Raw genomic sequence first — 16,191 nt, forward strand, 5'->3', positions numbered from 1 at the left:
GTACAGAAAGTCAGAACCTACTCGGGCACGTTTTCCAGCTTGTAGGTCGCAAACCGAAACACGCGTGTTGGCATCTCGGATCGGTATCACGCGTTCCGATGCAGGCGCGGTTGGAATCCTGAGGTCCGTAGGAACGCCAGTGGCAGTTCGTTAGCCTTGTCGCTCGTCCGATTGTCCCCGTTAGATCGCCGTTACCCACTTCGTCTCTAACCTCGCTCAATTACCGCGAGGCTCTTTATGTACGCTCGTCTCACCGCGCTCACTATTCTCCTTGTTGGCATGCTCCAGGCCGATGTCGGATGGGCGCGCGATTGGCTCGTGGAACGCGTCAGCGGGATGGCTTGGTCGATCAACGCGTCCGACCAGCGAACCGAACTCAAGGTCGGCATGTCGGTCGACGAGGGTCTGACGATCGCCACCGCCAAGAACGGCCGCGTCCGCCTGTCGGCCGAGAACAACGTGATGACCCTGGGGCCGGGAAGCGTCGCCGCGGTCAAGCCGAAGTCCCTCTTCAGTTCCAAGACCGAGGTGCAGCAGCAGGTCGGCTCGATTGAGTTTGATATCGAGAAGCGAGGCGGCCCACACTTCACGGTGCAGACGCCGTTCATGGTCGCGGTCGTCAAGGGGACGGCTTTCACGGTCAACGTGGCGAAATCGGATACGCGCATCTCGGTGAACCGAGGTCTCGTCCAGGTTCAGGATCTGCGAAGCGGTGAGACGGCCGGCGTGGGGGCCGGGCAGCGCGCCAGCGTGTCCACCAAGTCCGCTGGCCTGCAGACGGCTGGGCCGCAGGCGCCGGCCGTCTCGCCCGGCAAGCCTTCCGCTCCCAGCGTCGCGCCCCTTGGTCAGACCTTGGGAAGCTTCCGAGCCACGCAGGCCGCCGAGCAGGCCAGGACGAGCGTCGACACGGCAAGCGCCGCGAGCGCCTTGAGCGCCGACACCGCGACGCGCTCGTTCGGCTTTGCGGGAAGCGCGGCTTCGTCGACGGTCGGCCGATCTTCGTCAACCTCTTCATCGGGATTTGGCGGCTACGGCGGCGGATTGAACGGCGACGGCGGCGACCGTTCCGCCAGGGAGGCCAATGCCGGTGTCAACACGGACGCTTCGGCGGCCAGTTCCGGCAGCCGCTCGACGCGCGACACGGCTGAGACGGGAACGCCGAGCGCGTCGAGCGACGGGAAGACCACAGGCACGGGCACGACGGGAAGCGGTCCGGCATCGACCACCGCCGGACGCGACCAGAGTGGCCAGGGCTCGCAGGATCCCGGCCGATCAACCGCCGGTCCGAGCGGCAAGGGACCAGCCGGTGACGGGCCGGGTCGTGGCTCGACCGACCCAGATGCGGGTCCCGGCGCAGATGGTCGCGGCCCGGACGGCAAGGGCCCGGACGGCCAAGGGCCAGACGGTAAGGGTCCCGCCGGAGAGGGACCGGGACGAGGTCCGGGCCCCGATGGGCACGCGCCAGGTCCGGAGGGGAGGGGTCCCGCAGGAGACGGTCCCGGTCGTGGTCCGGACGGTAAAGGACCCAAAGATGATGGCCCAGGGCCAAATCCAGGAGGACCGGGCCCCGATGGAAACGGTCGCGGTCCGGACGGCAAGGGGCCAGCGGGAGACGGTCCAGATCATGGCCCGGACAAGGACAAGGACAAGGACAAGGACAAGGACAAGGACAAGGACAAGGACAAGGATCGTCCGGGATTGCCTGGCATCGGGCGCGATATCGTCGGCTTTGGACGCGACATTCTGGGCGGTATCGGACCAGGGCGCGGCAACGGCTCCAACTCCGGGTCCGGTGGAGGACTGAGTCTTGGCACCAAGTAGGTGAGGCAGTAGCACGAACAGCCGGTCCGATCGGCTCGGGTAGCGACGGTCAGGGCAACAGCGGCCGCGGCAAGGATGGCAGGACCCGAGGTCTGTAGGTTCAGGTTGGGTCTCCTACGGACGACGAGGGGCGGATCATCCGCCCCTTGGCACCCGTCGGATAACCTACGCGGATGCCTGACGGTCCGGGCCAAGATCACCGGACCTTAAGCCTTGCACGGGTATGGAGGCGGCAGGGGTGGCCACGCCCCTGATCCCGTCGCAGCCCGAGGCCCGGAATGTCGGACAGCCAGCGAGAATCGTTGCGTCAGAAGGCGCTGGCCGAGATCGCGCTCCTCGACACGCCGCCCGAACGCGAGTTCGATGCGCTCGCCCGGCTGGCACAGCGCATGCTCGGCACGAGCATGTCGTCGGTCACGCTGATCGATCCGGAGCGCCAGTGGTTCAAGGCGCGCTGCGGTCCGTTGGCGCCCGAGACGCAGCGCGCCGGGGCCTTCTGCCCGGTGGTGTTCGAGACCGAGGCCCCGCTCTGCGTTCCCGATGCGCATTCCGACCCACGGTTTGCCGGTAGCCCGTTCGTCACAGGTGCTCCCAACATCCGCTACTATGCCGGTGTCCCGGTGCGCGTTCAGCAGGTCGACGGGAATAAGGTTACGATCGGCACGCTCTGCGTGCTCGACGACAAACCGCGCGAACCGTCGACCCAGGATCTGAAGATCCTGAACGATCTGGCCTGCGTGGCCGAAGCTTTGGTCGAGGCCCGGGCGGTCGCGCTACGGACGGCGGAGATGGCCGAGCAGCGCCGTGTCGCAATGGAGCGACTGGAGCGCGAGCGTCGGCAGCTCAAGCATGCCGAGCGCATGGCCGATATGGGCTCGTGGCGCTACGACATCGCCATCAACACGACGTCTTGGTCGGACGGTGTGTTCGCGATCCACGAGTTGCCGATCAACGGCGGCGTGCCGAACGCTGAGATCATGAACTTCTTCCCCGAACCCGACCGCACGGCGTTCCTGGACGCCGTCATGCGAACGCTTGATACAGGCGAGCCGTTCGAGATGGACGCCGACTTCCTGACCGCCAGGCAGAACCGGCGGCGCGTGCGCGTCTCGTGCGAGATCGAACTGGCCAAGGGCAGTCCCGTCGCCCTGGTGGGTCTGATCCAGGACGTCACCGAGCGATACGGTCTGGAGAAGCGCCTGCGCCACCAGGCAACGATCGACGACCTGACGCAGCTTCCCAACCGCGCCGAGTTCCATCGTGTCCTCGACAGGCGACTGCGAGAGGCGCGTGCGTCGAAAACAGAGTTTGCGGTTCTGCTAATCGATCTCGATGGCTTCAAAGCGGTCAACGACGCGCTGGGCCATGCTGCGGGCGACGAGGTGCTGCGCCGTGTTGCGGACCGGCTTCGTCAGCCCTGCGTCGACGGCTGCGTCTCGGGGCGCTTGGGTGGGGACGAGTTCGCGGTCATCGTTCCAGGGGACGTGAACTCCACCGCACTCGATCCGATGGTGCAGAAGCTTCTGCGCGACCTTCAGATCGTCACAGCAGGCCAGGGACAGATCGCCCGGGTCTCGGGAACGGTTGGCATCGCGTGGTCGGGCGATGCGAACAGCGACCGCGAAACGCTTCTGCGTCATGCCGATGCCGCGCTCTACGCAGCAAAGCGATCCGCCAAGGGAACGGCGCAGACTTATCAGGCCGACATGTCCATCGCCAAGGACGTTGGGGGAGGCTTCGGAGCGTCAGCTTTCAGGTAACTCGATGACGTCGCTGTACGGCTCGGAAGGGTCGTAAGCGGATGGACCGCTTCCTGGAGTCCGTTTCCCCGGCGCCGATCAGCTCGCTTGGGGATATCGGACCGTCCGCAGTCAAGCAGCGTCACGGCAATAGCTGCCGGTTGCGAGGGTTCGCACGGACGTGGCAGAGGCGTCCCATCCCTTCAATCCGCCAGCATTCCCTGAATGCGCTCCATCAACGTCGTGAGGGTGAAGGGTTTGGTCAGGATCTGCATACCGGGCCCGAGCTGGCCATGGCTGAGGACGGAAGTTTCCGCATAGCCCGTGACGAAGAGGACCTGGAGACCGGGACGCAGTTCGCGCGCCGCGTCCGCCACCTGCCGACCGTTCATGCCGTTCGGCAGCCCGACGTCGGTGATCAGAAAATCGATCGGAGTATCCGAGCGCAGGACCGCCATGGCTTCGGGCCCGTCGATCGCCTCGATCGGCGTGTAGCCAAGGTCCTCCACGGCATCGACGATCAGCATGCGAACGATCGGCTCGTCGTCGACGACCAGCACCGTCTTGTTGCCGTCGGCTTCTATCATCGTGGGCGGCGTCTCGTGCACATCCCGGACCTCGGGGGTGTCATGAGCGGGCAGGTAGATTTGCACCGTTGCCCCTTCGCCTGGCGGTGAGGCGATGCGTACCTGACCTCCGGATTGCCGGGCGAAGCCGTAGATCATCGACAGGCCGAGGCCCGTGCCGACGCCGATCGGCTTTGTCGTGAAGAACGGGTCGAAGGCCTTCTCGATGACGTCCGGCGACATGCCGTTGCCGGTGTCCGATACGGACAACACAACGTATGAGCCGGCGGCCAGGTCGAGATTGGCTGCGTCCTCGTTCTCCGGGCTGAGAAGAGCGGTCCGGATCGTGATGCGCCCACCGTCGGGCATCGCGTCCCGGGCGTTGATGCACAGGTTCAGAAGCGCGTTCTCGAGCTGGTTGGGGTCAACTAGGGTCGATAGGAGGTCAACTTGCGTGGTGCAGTGGATCTGGATGGCAGGCCCGACCGTGCGGCGGATCAACTCCACCATGTCATCCACGAGCCGATTGACATCGGTCGGCTTGGGGGAAAGCGTCTGACGACGCGAGAAGGCGAGCAGCCGATGGGTCAATGCGGCGGCACGACTGGCCGCGTCTTGAGCGACAAGCGTGTATCGGCCGATCTCGGACATGCGACCTTGCTGGAGTCGCGTCTGGATCATCTCCAGCGAGCCCAGGATGCCCGCCAGTAGGTTGTTGAAGTCGTGCGCCAGCCCACTGGTGAGCTGGCCGACCGCTTCCATCTTCTGGCTTTGCCGGAGCGCTGCCTGCGAGACGCCAAGCGCAGCTTCCGCCCGCATCCGGTCCGAAACGTCCTTCGCTTGGTGAAAGGCGCCGACAATCCTTCCGGCATCGTCCCTGAGCGGTGTGTACGACACCTCCCAGACGGGCTTGGCCAGATCAGGGTCGCCGAATTCCTCGAACACCGTATAGACCTCGCCCGACAAGGCCCGCGCCATCAGCGAGCGCATGACCGCGCCCTGCTCGGACGGAAACAGATCGGGGAACACGTCGCCGAGGGCCACGCGCCGACCGAAGATGCGAAAGAACTCGTCGCTGTGCGCTTGGTTGAACGCAATCAGACGGTAATCGGTATCAAAGGCGCAGACCGGCGACGCATTGGCCTGAATGATGTCACGGTAGAGACGCAACTCTGCTGTCCGTTCCTCAACACGCCGCTCTAGCGAGGCATTGAGTTCCCGCAGCTTCGCTTCGCTCCGTTGCAGCGCCTCTTCAGCGCGAACGCGAGCTGTTACGTCCTTGAACGAGACGACTATCCGCCGAAGGCTCGCCGGCTCCATGCGAGCGGCGGCGACTTCCAGATGATGGTTCGTGGCCTCGAGTAGACGCGTGAAGCGCACAGGTTCACCCGTCTCAAGAACCTTCCGGTAGATCGCGATCCACCGCTCGGCTTCGTCCGGCACCACCTCGCGAGCCGTCCGCCCGATGGCATCCGACAGGCCGGAATGGCGGCGGAAGGCACGGTTGCCCTCGACATGGCGGTAGTCACTGAGCGGTCCCTCCGGCCCGTCCAGGAACTCGATCACGAACACCCCGTCGTCGATGGTGTCAAACAGGGCGCGATAGCCCTCGACCTGGGTCATCGAAGTTGGAAACTCGTCGAGCGGGGCGGATTGATCAAACGCTGTCACTTCCGGTTCCACCCCGTACGCTTCCGCCTGCTTCAACTCCTACTGAGGTGGCCAATGTCTGTCGACCGGCACTGAGCGCATGCGTCGGAAACGCAGTGCGGACTGAAGCTACATGAAACCGATGTCCGCTTCGGGGAAGACGGGGCATTGCTCACAAGGTCTAGGAAGGGTCGATAGCGGATGGACCGCTTTCAAGGCGCCAATCGGCGACCCAAGCCGGAAACCGATTAGTCCGATATTGGACGGGTTGTGCTCAAGCGCGGACCTTTCCCATGCATCCAGGAACTTCCGGCAACCCCGCGGTCTTTCCCTAGCGTGACGCGTTCCCATTCTCCGCAGGAGGAGGCGCCGAGCCTTCGTCGCGGGAATTCCAGCCTCATGCCGCTTCGCATTCTGATCGTCGAGGACGAGGCTTTGATCGCCCTCGAGCTGCAAGGCATCTTAGAGGACGCCGGGCATGATGTCGTCGCCATGGCGCGCAGCATGCGGGAAGCCCTGAGCCACGCGCATGCCCATCCCAAACTCGACCTGGCTGTCATGGACGTCGACTTGGCCGGAGGGTCGAGCGGCATTGAGACCGCCAAGCGCCTGCGCGAGACGTATGATCTGACCTCTTTGTTCGTCAGCGGTCACGTGGACGACGAGACCCGGGCACTCGCCCTTGAGTGGGGGCCGCTTGGCTTCATCGGCAAACCCTTTGCTGAAAAGCAGATCCTCAAGGCCATCGCTCATCTAACGATACCCGCGACACGCTGAAACCCATCTGACCTGTTGCGGCCCTGTTCGAGCACCGCTCAATTGGTTAGGGGTTGGGCAGCCTTGAGAAACTTCAAGGGCCACCATAGGATTGGTCAGGCAAAGGGACGATCGGTGACGGAACAGGCGTTCCCTTTGGATGAAGCGCGTCTTCGGACGCTGCAAGAATACCGAATTCTGGATACGCCTCCCGAAGCGGGCTTCGACGACGTCGTGACCCTAGCCACGCAGCTCTGCAACACGCCCGTCGCCCTCGTCAGCCTGGTCGACCGCGACCGCCAGTGGTTCAAGGCACGGCAGGGATTCGAGCCGACCCAGACCGACCTCGACTCCTCGGTCTGCCGGCACGCGCTCGGGCAAGCCGACATCCTTGAGATCGCGGACCTGACGCGTGATCCGCGCACCGCGGCAAATCCGTTGGTGACGGGCGAGCCGTTCATCCGCTTCTATGCCGGCGCACCGCTGCGGACCGCCGAGGGCCAGACGCTCGGGACGCTCTGCGTCATCGACAAGGCTCCGCGTCCGGGGGGCCTGACGGAACCCCAGCGTACGGCCCTGCGGGCTCTGGCCAATCAGGTCATGGCGCAACTCGACCTTCGGCGAGCGGTGGAGAGGCGCGAAGCGGACCGGCAGGTGGCGCTGGCCGAAGCGGCGCGCCTGGAGGCCCTGATCGCGACCCAGCAGGCGGTTGCGAGTGCGGCGGCCGACCTCTCGGTCGTGTTCCAGGCCATCACCGACGGGGCGTTGCGGGTTGTTGATGCCGCCGACGGGACGGTGGTGGAACTGCGCGACGGCGGCGATCTCGTCTACGACACGGTGTCGGGAACGTCTGCGCAGTACAAGGGCGTGCGCTTGCCGATGGGGGAGACCCTGTCCGGGGAAGCGGTGCGCACGGAACGACCGCTCTACTGCCCTGACACCCTGATCGACCCGACCATGGACCATTCCCGAGCCGTCGGCCTGGGGATCCGCTCCATGATCGTCGTCCCGGTCACGCGCCGCGGCGAGCCGATCGGCGCGCTCAAGGTCCAGTCGGGGCGACCCGACGCCTTCGCGCCCCGTGATGTGGTCATGACGCAGATGCTGGCCGGGCTGGTGGCGTCCGCCTTCGGCGACGTCGCCGAAGTGCGCACGCGGCGCGCCCTCAAGCAAGCTGAGACGCGCTACCGCCAGACATTCGAGAGTGTTACCGAGTTCGGTGTCGTTGTCACGGACAAGGCAGGTGTGATCACCGAGTGGAACACGGGCGCCGAGCGGATCTTCGGCTGGTCGGCGGACGAAATCTGCGGGCAGGACGCCGAGCGCTTCTTCACGCCGGAGGACCGCGCCATCGACCGTGTCGGCTTCGAGATGTCGACGTCTCTGCGAGAGGGCTCGGCGGTGGACGAGCGGTGGCACCTCCGCAAGGACGGCTCACGCTTCTACGCCAGCGGCAACATGATGCCGCTGATGGGCGACGACGGCGAGCATCTTGGCTTCATCAAGATCGTGCGCGACCGCACCGACCAGCACCTCGACGGCCTGCGGTTGCGCGAACTGGAGCGGCAGCTTCTCCATGCCCAGGCAGTTGGCGGTGTCGGGCCGTTCACCGTGGATATCGTGGCAAACCGCTTGGAGGGCACGCCGGAGTTCTCGCGCATCTTCGGCATGGAGCACCAGGCCACACGCGATCCTCGAGACTTCGAGGCGCTGATCCTGCCGGAGGACCAACATCTTGTCTCCCATGCGGCAAGTCGCCGGTCGGGCGAAGCGTCCGTCGATGTCGAATACCGCATTCGGCGCGCCGATACAGGCGAGGTCCGCTGGATCTTACGCAAGGCCGAGGTGGAACTGGACGAGGGCGGCAAGCCGGCGCGCTTCACGGGACTCGTCCGCGACATCACCGCCCGCAAGGCCGCCGAGCAGGCGCTTCTGGACAGCGAAGCGAAGTGGCGGGGCCTATTCGAGAACCTTCAGGAAGGGTTCCTTCTGGGCCGGGTCATTCGCGACGAAATCGGCCGTGTCGTGGACTGGCGTTACGAGGAGGTCAACCGGGCCTGGGGAGACCTGATCGGCATCGACCCGGCGAGCGTGATCGGCCGCACCGTACGCGAGGCCATCCCTGACGTTGAGGACGAATGGATCAACGAGTTCGCCGGCGTTGTCGAGACGGGTCTGGCGATCCGCTTCACGCGCCGCGTCGGCACGCTGGACCGCTGGTACGACGGCGTCGCTCAGCCGGCCGGCGCCGATCGCTTCACGGTGATCTTCATGGAGGTCACGGATCGCGTGCGCTCGGAACTGCGCCGCAGCGCCCTCCTGCAACTGGGCGATCACCTACGCGATGCGGTCGACATCGCCGCTTCAACGCGTGCCTCGTCCGAGATCATCGGCGAAATCTTCGAGGCGTCACGGGTGTGCTTCGGCGTCGTCGACCCGGACCGTGAGACCGTCACGATCGACGTGGACTGGTGCGCACCGGATGTGGCGAGCATTGAAGGCAAGCACAGCTTCCGCACCTTCGGCTCCTACGTCGAGGACCTGACGCGAGGCGCGACCGTCGTCGTACGCGACGTGCGAACCGATCCGCGAACGAAGGGTCGTGGCGCGGAGGCGTTGGAGGCGCTCGGCATTCGTTCACTCGTCAACCTTCCGATCATGGAGCGTGGTCGCATGGTGGGTATCGCCATCGTCCACTTCGCCGGGTTGCGGGACTGGACCGATGAGGACACGGCATTCCTGCGTGATGCCGCTGGTCGCACGCAGCTCTCTGTCGCGAGGCACCAAGCCGAAGCGCGTCAGATGGTTCTGAACCGCGAGCTGTCGCACCGCATGAAGAACACGATCGCCGTCATGTCGTCCATCGTCGGGCAGACTCTGCGCGTCTCGCCCGACGTCGCCACGGCCCGCAAAACACTGGCAGACCGCATCCAGGCTCTGTCGCGAGCGCACGATATCATTCTGGCAGGGCAGCGCGACGCCGGCATGGTTCGGGCCATCGTGTCGGCGGCAACGTCACTGCACGATGCGGGCGAACGCATCCGCCTTGCAGGACCGGACGTTCTGATCGGGGAGAAGGCAGCGCTTTCCTTGTCGCTGGTGATCCACGAGTTGGCGACCAACGCCGGCAAGTACGGTGCCCTGTCGGTCGATGATGGCCATGTTGATATCCGCTGGGACCTCAACAACGACGAGCCGTCGGGCGAACCGCAACTCTCGATAGAATGGTGTGAGGTCGGCGGGCCGCCGGTCGTGGCCCCGACGCGGAGAAGCTTTGGAACCCGGCTGATTGAGATGGGTCTGTCTGGATCGGCAACAGGCACATCGCAGATCGAGTACGCAGCGGGCGGCTTGCGGTGCAGGCTCACGGCTCCGCTCGGAGAATTGCAGGCCGACGACACGGCATGAAAGCGCGCGTTGGTACCGACGCCAAAAGGCATCAGGACCACGGCCCCTTACATTGGATTGCCTCGCCCCCCACATCGTGGCTTGACAGATGTGACGCAAGCTGTCGGGGCGGCGGGTCGATCGATGCACGGCATCGTCCCACCCTTCTCCGGCCATCCGCGCCCACATGGGGTATGAGCGGACCACACTCAGCTTGCGCTTCGAGACATCGATACCACACAACAGAAGCGCGGTCTGGTACTGGGGCGGCGTAGGAGTTCGATATGCGCCAACCCGTTCGAGCCGTTCCGGCTCCCGCCATCCAATCCAAGGTTCGCGAGGTCATGCGTCACTGCACGATTCACCGTGTCGACACGGCGATGCCTGACCAGCTCGCCGAATTACTGCGACGGCTCGATGTCGTGACGGATACAGATGACGGTCCGGGCGATGCAGCGAAGCGCACAGCCAATGGTACGGCGAGAAACTGATCAAAAACAGCGGCGGGCAGGATCGTGAGCTGAAGCGAAGCTATGTCCGCTTTTGGGTATGGTGGAGTAGATACGGTAGGGCAGAGTTGGGTCGATAGTGTTGAAAAAGTCGGGTGAGCACTCAGTGACGGCGATGGGGGTCGATGCTGTTAGAACGGGTTTCCGCCGATCGCGCGTCATTGGAATAGATTTACGCCATTCGGCAGTCAGCGCCGGCGGTCCAAGCAATCCATTTCAGCCGCGGATGCGGCAAGTCACGTACGTGGACTTTTTCAACACTATCGGTTGAAAGCGGATGGACGGTTCGGACCGTCCGCCTCTCTTGCCGCCTACCAGGGCAACGTCTCGTCGAAGCGATCGACGTAGCGCAGACCGGGCCGGCCGCGGTTGGCCTCGATCATGTCGACGACGAGCGGGATGCTCTCCTCGACCGACAGGGTGGCGTCGCCGCCGCCCATCTCGGTCCGAACCCAGCCGGGCGCAACGAGCAGCAGCGTGTGGCCGTCGTCGGAGTTCTTCGCAGCGTAGCCCTTCATCAGCATGTTGAGCGCGGCCTTGCTGGAGGAATAGAGCTGCCAGCCGCCCGACGCATTCGCGATGCTGCCGAGCTCGGACGTCATGATCGCGATCGTACCGCCTGCGGGGACGCGGCCACGCAACATCTCCGCAGCCCGCACCGGCGAGAAGGCGTTGGTCAGCATCATGTCCAGGAAGTCGCCCTCGCTTGCGGTCGCCGGGCTCTCCTCGATGGCGCGGGCGATGCCGGCGTTGATGAACAGGACGTCGAGCCGGCGATCCGTCAGACGTTCGTCGAGTGCGCGGATGCTGGCTGCATCGTTGATGTCGGTGGTTTCGACCGTGAGACGGCCGGGATACCGGTCGCCAAGCGTGGCCAGCTTGTCCGACCGGCTGCGCTCGGTGGCGACGACCTGCCAACCGCGTCGGAGCCATTCTTCGGCCAGGGCAAACCCCAGCCCTCGGGACGCCCCGACAACGAGCACAGATTGGTGGGTCATGTGATCCTCCTGTTTCGAATTTCTGCTTAAAAGGCGGACTTGCCGATCGAGGCGCCGCCGTCGACGTGGATGGTCTGTCCGGTGATGAAGCCGGCGTCCTCGGACAGGAGGAAGGCGATCATGGCGGCGATCTCGTCCGGGCTGCCGAACCGTGCCATCGGAACGCCTGAGAGATACCGTCGCTCGCCCTCGCTGCCTGGTGGGTTGTTCGCCCGGAAAAGCTCGGTCTCGGTCGGGCCGGGCGCCACGGTGTTGACCGTGATGCCGGTCATCGCGAGTTCGAGCGCCCAAGTCCGGGCGAAGCTGACGAGGGCGGCCTTCGCCGCAGCATAGGCCGTTCGTTCGACCGCTCCCAGGACCGTCAGACTGGAGACGTTGACGATCCGCCCCCAGCTTCGCGTCTTCATGCCCGGAAGCAGCGCCTGCGCCGTCCGGACCGCGGGGTGGAGGTTCAGGCGCAGCACCTCGTCGAGCGCCGGCAGTTCGATCGAGCCGAGGCGCTGCGGGCGCACGAGGCCGACATTGTTGACGACCCCGTCGATGGGAATGCGCTCGGCAAGATCGGCGAGGAAGCGCCCGGTCGCCTCGCCGTCGCCGAGATCGACGCGGGCGAGCTCGCCGGGAAAGTCCGGCGAGGGCCCGCGCGCCAGTCCGACGACGCGGTGCCCGTCACGGGTCAGACGCTGCGCGAGCGCGAGGCCGATGCCCTTGCTGGCACCGGTCACGAGAAAGGTTCGAGACATGGCAATCTCCGGGGATGGAAGCCCGGCCGCGACAACGGCCGGGATGCGCGATCAGGCCGACAGGAGAGCCGCGCGACGGATGGCGGGCAGCATGTCCGCCGCCTCGGGACGCCGGGTGTAGTCCGGGTTCACCTCGGCGTAGAGGATCGTCTCGTCCTGACCGATCACGAAGCGGGCCGGCATCGGCAGCGTCCAGCTCGGGTCGCCGTTGAAGGCGGGCAGGTCGTTCTTCAGCGCCTTGTAGAGATCAACGAGATAGTCGGGCAGCGCAAAGCGCAGGCCGAACGCTGCGGCGACGTCGTTGTGAGGATCGACGAGGATGGGAAAGCCGAGCGCGTTCTTCGTCACCGACTTCCGGCTGTTGGCCGCCGTCTGGGGCGAGACGGCCACCAGGCTCGCGCCTAGCGCGTCGAACGAGGGCAGAGCATCTTGGAGAGCCTGAAGCTCCATATTGCAGTAGGGGCACCAGACCCCGCGATAGAAACTGATAACAAGCGGGCCTTTCGCCAAGAGGTCGGCGGAGGCATGGATCTGCCCAGATGCGTCGGCGAGCTGGAAGGACGGCGCCATATCGCCGGCCCTCAGCGCCCGGTCGGCGGCGCCGCTTGCGATCAGTTCCGCGGTCGCGCGGTGCATCGTCTCGATCACCGTGGGCGGGACGTTGTAGGGCGGCTTGCCCGCTTCGAAGTCAGCCTTGAAGGCGTCGAGCTTGGCTTGAAGGGTCATGGTGTGTCTCCTTGGTTGTATAGGGTTCAGGCGGCAGTCGCGAGCGCGGCGGTGCGGGCGATGGCGCGCTGGACGGCCGGTCGGGCCTCGACTTCGGCGTACCAGCGGGCGACGTTCGGCGCGGCGTCGTGATCGACGCCGGCGAACTCGCGGCGCCAGAGCCAGCCGAAATGGGCGATGTCGGCGATCGTGAAGTCAGGGCCGGCCGCGAAGCGATGCCCGGCCAGGACTCCGTCGAGAACCGACAGGGTACGCTTCGCCTCGGCGGAGAAGCGCTCGATCGCGATCGGCTGCGGCTCGGCGGCGACGCGCTGGAAGAAGCCGGCCTGCCCGAAGGCGGGGCTGAGGGCCGAGGCATGGAAGAAGAGCTGCTCGAAGACGCGCGCCCGCTCCGCGCCGCCAGTGGGCAGGAGGCGACCGGTCGTCTCCGCGAGATGGACGAGGATCGCGGCGGACTCGGTGAGCACGAACGAGCCGTCGACGAGGACGGGCACCTTGGCGTTGGGGTTGAGGGCGAGGAAGTCCGGCGCCTTCTGCTCGCCCTTGCGCACGTTGACGGCGCGAAGCTCGTAGTCGAGGCCGAGCTCCTCCAAGGCGATCGGAACCTTGACGCTGTTCGGGGTGGAGTAAGCGTAGACGATCAGCATGGCGGGTTCCTCTTCTGCGGCGAGGAAGAGATGCCCGTTCCAGGCTCGACACGGCAGCCGGCATTCAGCGATAAGCCCTATTCCGCAGAGGAATGGCGATGGATCGGTATCAGGCGATGGCGACGCTCGTGCGTGTCGTGGAGACGGGATCGTTCTCGGCGGCCGCGCGGCAGCTCCATGTCGGCCAGCCGGCCGTGTCGAAGACCATCGCGCAGCTCGAAGCCCGGCTCCAGGTGAGCCTCCTGATCCGCTCGACGCACGGCCTGACACCGACGGAAGCCGGCCAGCGCTACTACGAGCGCGCCAAGGCCGCGCTTCTCGAGGCGGACGAGGCGGAACTTGCCGCTCGCGGCGTGGGGGCAGGGCTGACGGGCACCTTGCGCGTCTCGGCCGCCACGACCTTCGCGCGGCTCCACGTCGTGCCGCTCCTGCCGCGCTTCCTCGATCGGCATCCCGATCTCGAGATCGACGTCATCCTTGACGACCGCGTCATCGACCTGGTCGTCGAGGGGATCGACGTGTCGCTGCGCATGGGCGCGCTGCCCGACTCCGCCGCCACGGCGCGCAAGCTGGCGACCAGCCGCCGGTCGGTGCTCGCGACCCCGCCCTATCTCGACCGGGCCGGCGAGCCGAAGGGGCCTGCCGATCTCGCCGCGCACGAAGCGGTGCTCTACAGCCAGCAACCCGATGTCTGGTCCTTCACGCGGGACGGCCAGCAGGCGTCGGTCGCGATGCGAGGGCGGGTGAAGGTGAGTGCGGCCGAAGGGCTGCGCGCGGCGGTTCTCGCCGGCATGGGCCTGTCCGCCGTCTCGGACTGGATGTTCGGACCGGAGCTTACCGACGGAACGGTGCGACGTGTCTTGGCGGATTGGAGCCTGCCGCCGGTGGACCTGTGGGCGGTGTTTCCAGCGGGGCGCCTGACCAGCGCGAAGGCCCGCGAATTCGCCGCCTTCGTCGAAGAGGCTTTGGCGGACGGCTATTCCGGCAGGGCATAAGCCTTATCGAGACGGGATGCCATCCGTAGCGGCCGGCGGCCCTGTACCTGATGGCTGAGCCGTTCACCCCGGACGGACCGCAGCTCAAGGATCCGCCCGATGGCCCGCTTCGACACCTACCGCCACGCCTTCCCGAACGCCCGCCTCGACCGCAAGGAGAACGGCGTCATTGAGGTCGCTCTTCACACGGAGGGCGGCAAGCTCGTCTTCAACGGGCATACGCACGAGCAGTTCGTCGATCTCTTCCACCAGATCGGTGAGGACCGCGACAACCGCGTCGTCATCCTGACCGGAACGGGCGACGCCTTCATGGACACGATCGAGCCCGACGGCTTCGACTTCTTCACCCCACGCGGCTTCGATAAGATCCTGCGCGAGGGGCGCAAGGTCCTGTCGAACATTCTCGACATCGAGGTGCCGATGATCGCGGCGCTGAACGGGCCGGTTCTGCTGCACAGCGAGTACGCGCTGCTGGCCGACATCGTCCTTGCGATGCCGGGGACCGTGTTTCAGGACAAGCCGCACTTCGAGTTCGGCATCGTGCCGGGCGACGGCGTGCACCTTCTCTGGCCGCATGCGATTGGCTCGGTGCGCGGCCGCTACTTCCTCCTGACACGCCAGATTCTCGACGCCGCAACGGCGAAGGACTACGGCGTGGTCAACGAGATCGTGGAGGGCGACCGCCTGCTCGCCCGCGCCCACGAGATCGCCGACACCATCGCCGCGCTTCCGCCGCTCACCAGCCGCTATACCCGCATGGCCCTCACCCAGCCGCTCCGCCGGCTGATCGACGAGGGAACCGGCTACGGGCTCGCGCTCGAAGGTATCAGCGCGGCCGACGTCGTCCGTACGATGACGGCGTGATTGGCGACCTCGGCTTAAGGCCGGCTGAACATTGGGTCCATCGACGGTCCGGGCGACGCTTGAGCTTGTCTACCTGACCGATGTCTGCTTTCGGCCGACGCGAGACTTGGGATGAAAGGCCGGGTTGGGTCGTTAGCGGATGGACCGCTCTCGAATGTCCGCTTCCATGGTGCCGATTGGCTCGACAGGATGGAAACCGGTCAGTCCGCTATCGGACCCCACGGGTGTCGGAGCAGACGTCTCGACACGCCCGTTCAAGCACGGCACCTACCGAGCGACTGACCGCTCGACGGCTTCCTGTTCCTGTTTCTCACCCTCGATCTCCAACGATGCGATCGCCCAGAACTCGTGCTCGCGGCCCCACGGACGGCCTGCCTTCTCCCAAAGCTCATAGGCTCGCTGCCGCACCTCGGCGTCCCGATCCTCAACCACCATTCCGCGTCCCCGTTCACGCTGTTCAAAAGGCGACCCCGATGCAGGCACGCCGCAAGCTTAGGTAGATCGGCTCCGATCGGGCGGCTACGTGCTCTTCCCGTTGGGGAGAGGAACTTTTAGAAGGTGGAGCGCCAACAGGAGTTCGGCGATCAGCACAGGCGAGCAGATGACGTTGCATGCAGAGCCCGGAGCGGTCTCCAGCCTGACCGCATCCATGCGCATGGCAGACCTCATCACGACCTTCGACTGGGCCGCAACGCCTCTCGGTCCCCGCTCCCGCTGGCCGCAGAGCCTGCGCACGACCGTGGACATCATGATTGGCTCTGGCCACGCCATGTGCCTCGCCTGGGGTCCG

General features: G+C 65.7%; 12 protein-coding genes and 1 pseudogene. 7 read left to right on the top strand and 6 right to left on the bottom strand.

Annotated features, from left to right (window positions below; all coding sequences use genetic code 11):
- Nucleotides 1-237: 237 nt before the first annotated feature.
- Nucleotides 238-1,821, top strand: a complete 1,584-nt coding sequence (locus AUL35_RS23115; RefSeq protein ID WP_082666500.1) for a FecR family protein — start codon at nt 238-240, stop codon at nt 1,819-1,821.
- A gap of 278 nt (nt 1,822-2,099) precedes the next feature.
- Nucleotides 2,100-3,581, top strand: coding sequence for a diguanylate cyclase domain-containing protein (locus tag AUL35_RS20500; RefSeq protein WP_062018335.1), 1,482 nt, complete (start codon nt 2,100-2,102; stop codon nt 3,579-3,581).
- A gap of 182 nt (nt 3,582-3,763) precedes the next feature.
- Here AUL35_RS20500 and AUL35_RS20505 read toward each other — a convergent pair whose 3' ends face one another.
- Nucleotides 3,764-5,749 (bottom strand): PAS domain-containing sensor histidine kinase, encoded by a 1,986-nt coding sequence (locus AUL35_RS20505; protein ID WP_062018337.1) that lies wholly within the window; start codon nt 5,747-5,749, stop codon nt 3,764-3,766.
- A 426-nt stretch (nt 5,750-6,175) separates the two neighbouring features.
- Here AUL35_RS20505 and AUL35_RS20510 point away from each other — a divergent pair, with 426 nt between their 5' ends.
- Together AUL35_RS20510 and AUL35_RS20515 are read left to right on the top strand one after the other, a co-directional pair.
- A complete protein-coding gene (locus tag AUL35_RS20510; RefSeq protein ID WP_062018339.1) occupies nt 6,176-6,553 on the top strand; it encodes a response regulator in 378 nt (125 codons plus the stop codon).
- Between the two features lie 15 nt (nt 6,554-6,568).
- Nucleotides 6,569-9,940, top strand: a complete 3,372-nt coding sequence (locus AUL35_RS20515; protein ID WP_082666501.1) for a GAF domain-containing protein — start codon at nt 6,569-6,571, stop codon at nt 9,938-9,940.
- Nucleotides 9,941-10,739: 799 nt separating this feature from the next.
- On the opposite strand, the gene AUL35_RS20520 is transcribed toward AUL35_RS20515, so the two are convergent.
- From AUL35_RS20520 to AUL35_RS20535, 4 genes are read right to left on the bottom strand one after another with little or no spacing between them, the layout of a single operon-like run.
- Nucleotides 10,740-11,426, bottom strand: a complete 687-nt coding sequence (locus AUL35_RS20520) for an SDR family NAD(P)-dependent oxidoreductase (protein WP_062018343.1) — start codon at nt 11,424-11,426, stop codon at nt 10,740-10,742.
- 26 nt (nt 11,427-11,452) lie between these two features.
- Entirely contained in the window at nt 11,453-12,169 is a 717-nt protein-coding gene (locus tag AUL35_RS20525) for an SDR family oxidoreductase (RefSeq protein ID WP_062018344.1), read from the bottom strand.
- A gap of 51 nt (nt 12,170-12,220) precedes the next feature.
- Nucleotides 12,221-12,895: a peroxiredoxin-like family protein gene (locus AUL35_RS20530; RefSeq protein WP_062018346.1), complete on the bottom strand. Its 675-nt coding sequence runs from the start codon at nt 12,893-12,895 to the stop codon at nt 12,221-12,223.
- Nucleotides 12,896-12,921: 26 nt separating this feature from the next.
- Complete coding sequence (locus AUL35_RS20535; RefSeq protein ID WP_062018348.1) at nt 12,922-13,542, bottom strand: glutathione S-transferase family protein; 621 nt, start codon at nt 13,540-13,542, stop codon at nt 12,922-12,924.
- A gap of 98 nt (nt 13,543-13,640) precedes the next feature.
- Between AUL35_RS20535 and AUL35_RS20540 the strand changes: the two genes are divergently transcribed.
- Nucleotides 13,641-14,537: a LysR family transcriptional regulator gene (locus AUL35_RS20540; protein ID WP_062018350.1), complete on the top strand. Its 897-nt coding sequence runs from the start codon at nt 13,641-13,643 to the stop codon at nt 14,535-14,537.
- A 99-nt stretch (nt 14,538-14,636) separates the two neighbouring features.
- Nucleotides 14,637-15,401: an enoyl-CoA hydratase/isomerase family protein gene (locus AUL35_RS20545; protein WP_062018352.1), complete on the top strand. Its 765-nt coding sequence runs from the start codon at nt 14,637-14,639 to the stop codon at nt 15,399-15,401.
- Nucleotides 15,402-15,668: 267 nt separating this feature from the next.
- On the opposite strand, the gene AUL35_RS21815 is transcribed toward AUL35_RS20545, so the two are convergent.
- Entirely contained in the window at nt 15,669-15,836 is a 168-nt protein-coding gene (locus AUL35_RS21815; RefSeq protein ID WP_082666502.1) for a DUF2934 domain-containing protein, read from the bottom strand.
- A gap of 166 nt (nt 15,837-16,002) precedes the next feature.
- Between AUL35_RS21815 and AUL35_RS22385 the strand changes: the two are divergent.
- A pseudogene (locus tag AUL35_RS22385) lies at nt 16,003-16,191 on the top strand (histidine kinase); the annotation flags it as partial.

The organism is Aureimonas sp. AU4 (assembly GCF_001463765.1).
Taxonomy (GTDB): domain Bacteria; phylum Pseudomonadota; class Alphaproteobacteria; order Rhizobiales; family Rhizobiaceae; genus Aureimonas.

Coding starts and splice junctions, on each gene's coding strand:
- AUL35_RS23115 (WP_082666500.1), top strand. CDS start 238: ATGTACGCTCGTCTCACCGCGCTCACTATTCTCCTTGTTGGCATGCTC.
- AUL35_RS20500 (WP_062018335.1), top strand. CDS start 2,100: ATGTCGGACAGCCAGCGAGAATCGTTGCGTCAGAAGGCGCTGGCCGAG.
- AUL35_RS20505 (WP_062018337.1), bottom strand. CDS start 5,749: ATGACCCAGGTCGAGGGCTATCGCGCCCTGTTTGACACCATCGACGAC.
- AUL35_RS20510 (WP_062018339.1), top strand. CDS start 6,176: ATGCCGCTTCGCATTCTGATCGTCGAGGACGAGGCTTTGATCGCCCTC.
- AUL35_RS20520 (WP_062018343.1), bottom strand. CDS start 11,426: ATGACCCACCAATCTGTGCTCGTTGTCGGGGCGTCCCGAGGGCTGGGG.
- AUL35_RS20525 (WP_062018344.1), bottom strand. CDS start 12,169: ATGTCTCGAACCTTTCTCGTGACCGGTGCCAGCAAGGGCATCGGCCTC.
- AUL35_RS20530 (WP_062018346.1), bottom strand. CDS start 12,895: ATGACCCTTCAAGCCAAGCTCGACGCCTTCAAGGCTGACTTCGAAGCG.
- AUL35_RS20535 (WP_062018348.1), bottom strand. CDS start 13,542: ATGCTGATCGTCTACGCTTACTCCACCCCGAACAGCGTCAAGGTTCCG.
- AUL35_RS20540 (WP_062018350.1), top strand. CDS start 13,641: ATGGATCGGTATCAGGCGATGGCGACGCTCGTGCGTGTCGTGGAGACG.
- AUL35_RS20545 (WP_062018352.1), top strand. CDS start 14,637: ATGGCCCGCTTCGACACCTACCGCCACGCCTTCCCGAACGCCCGCCTC.
- AUL35_RS21815 (WP_082666502.1), bottom strand. CDS start 15,836: ATGGTGGTTGAGGATCGGGACGCCGAGGTGCGGCAGCGAGCCTATGAG.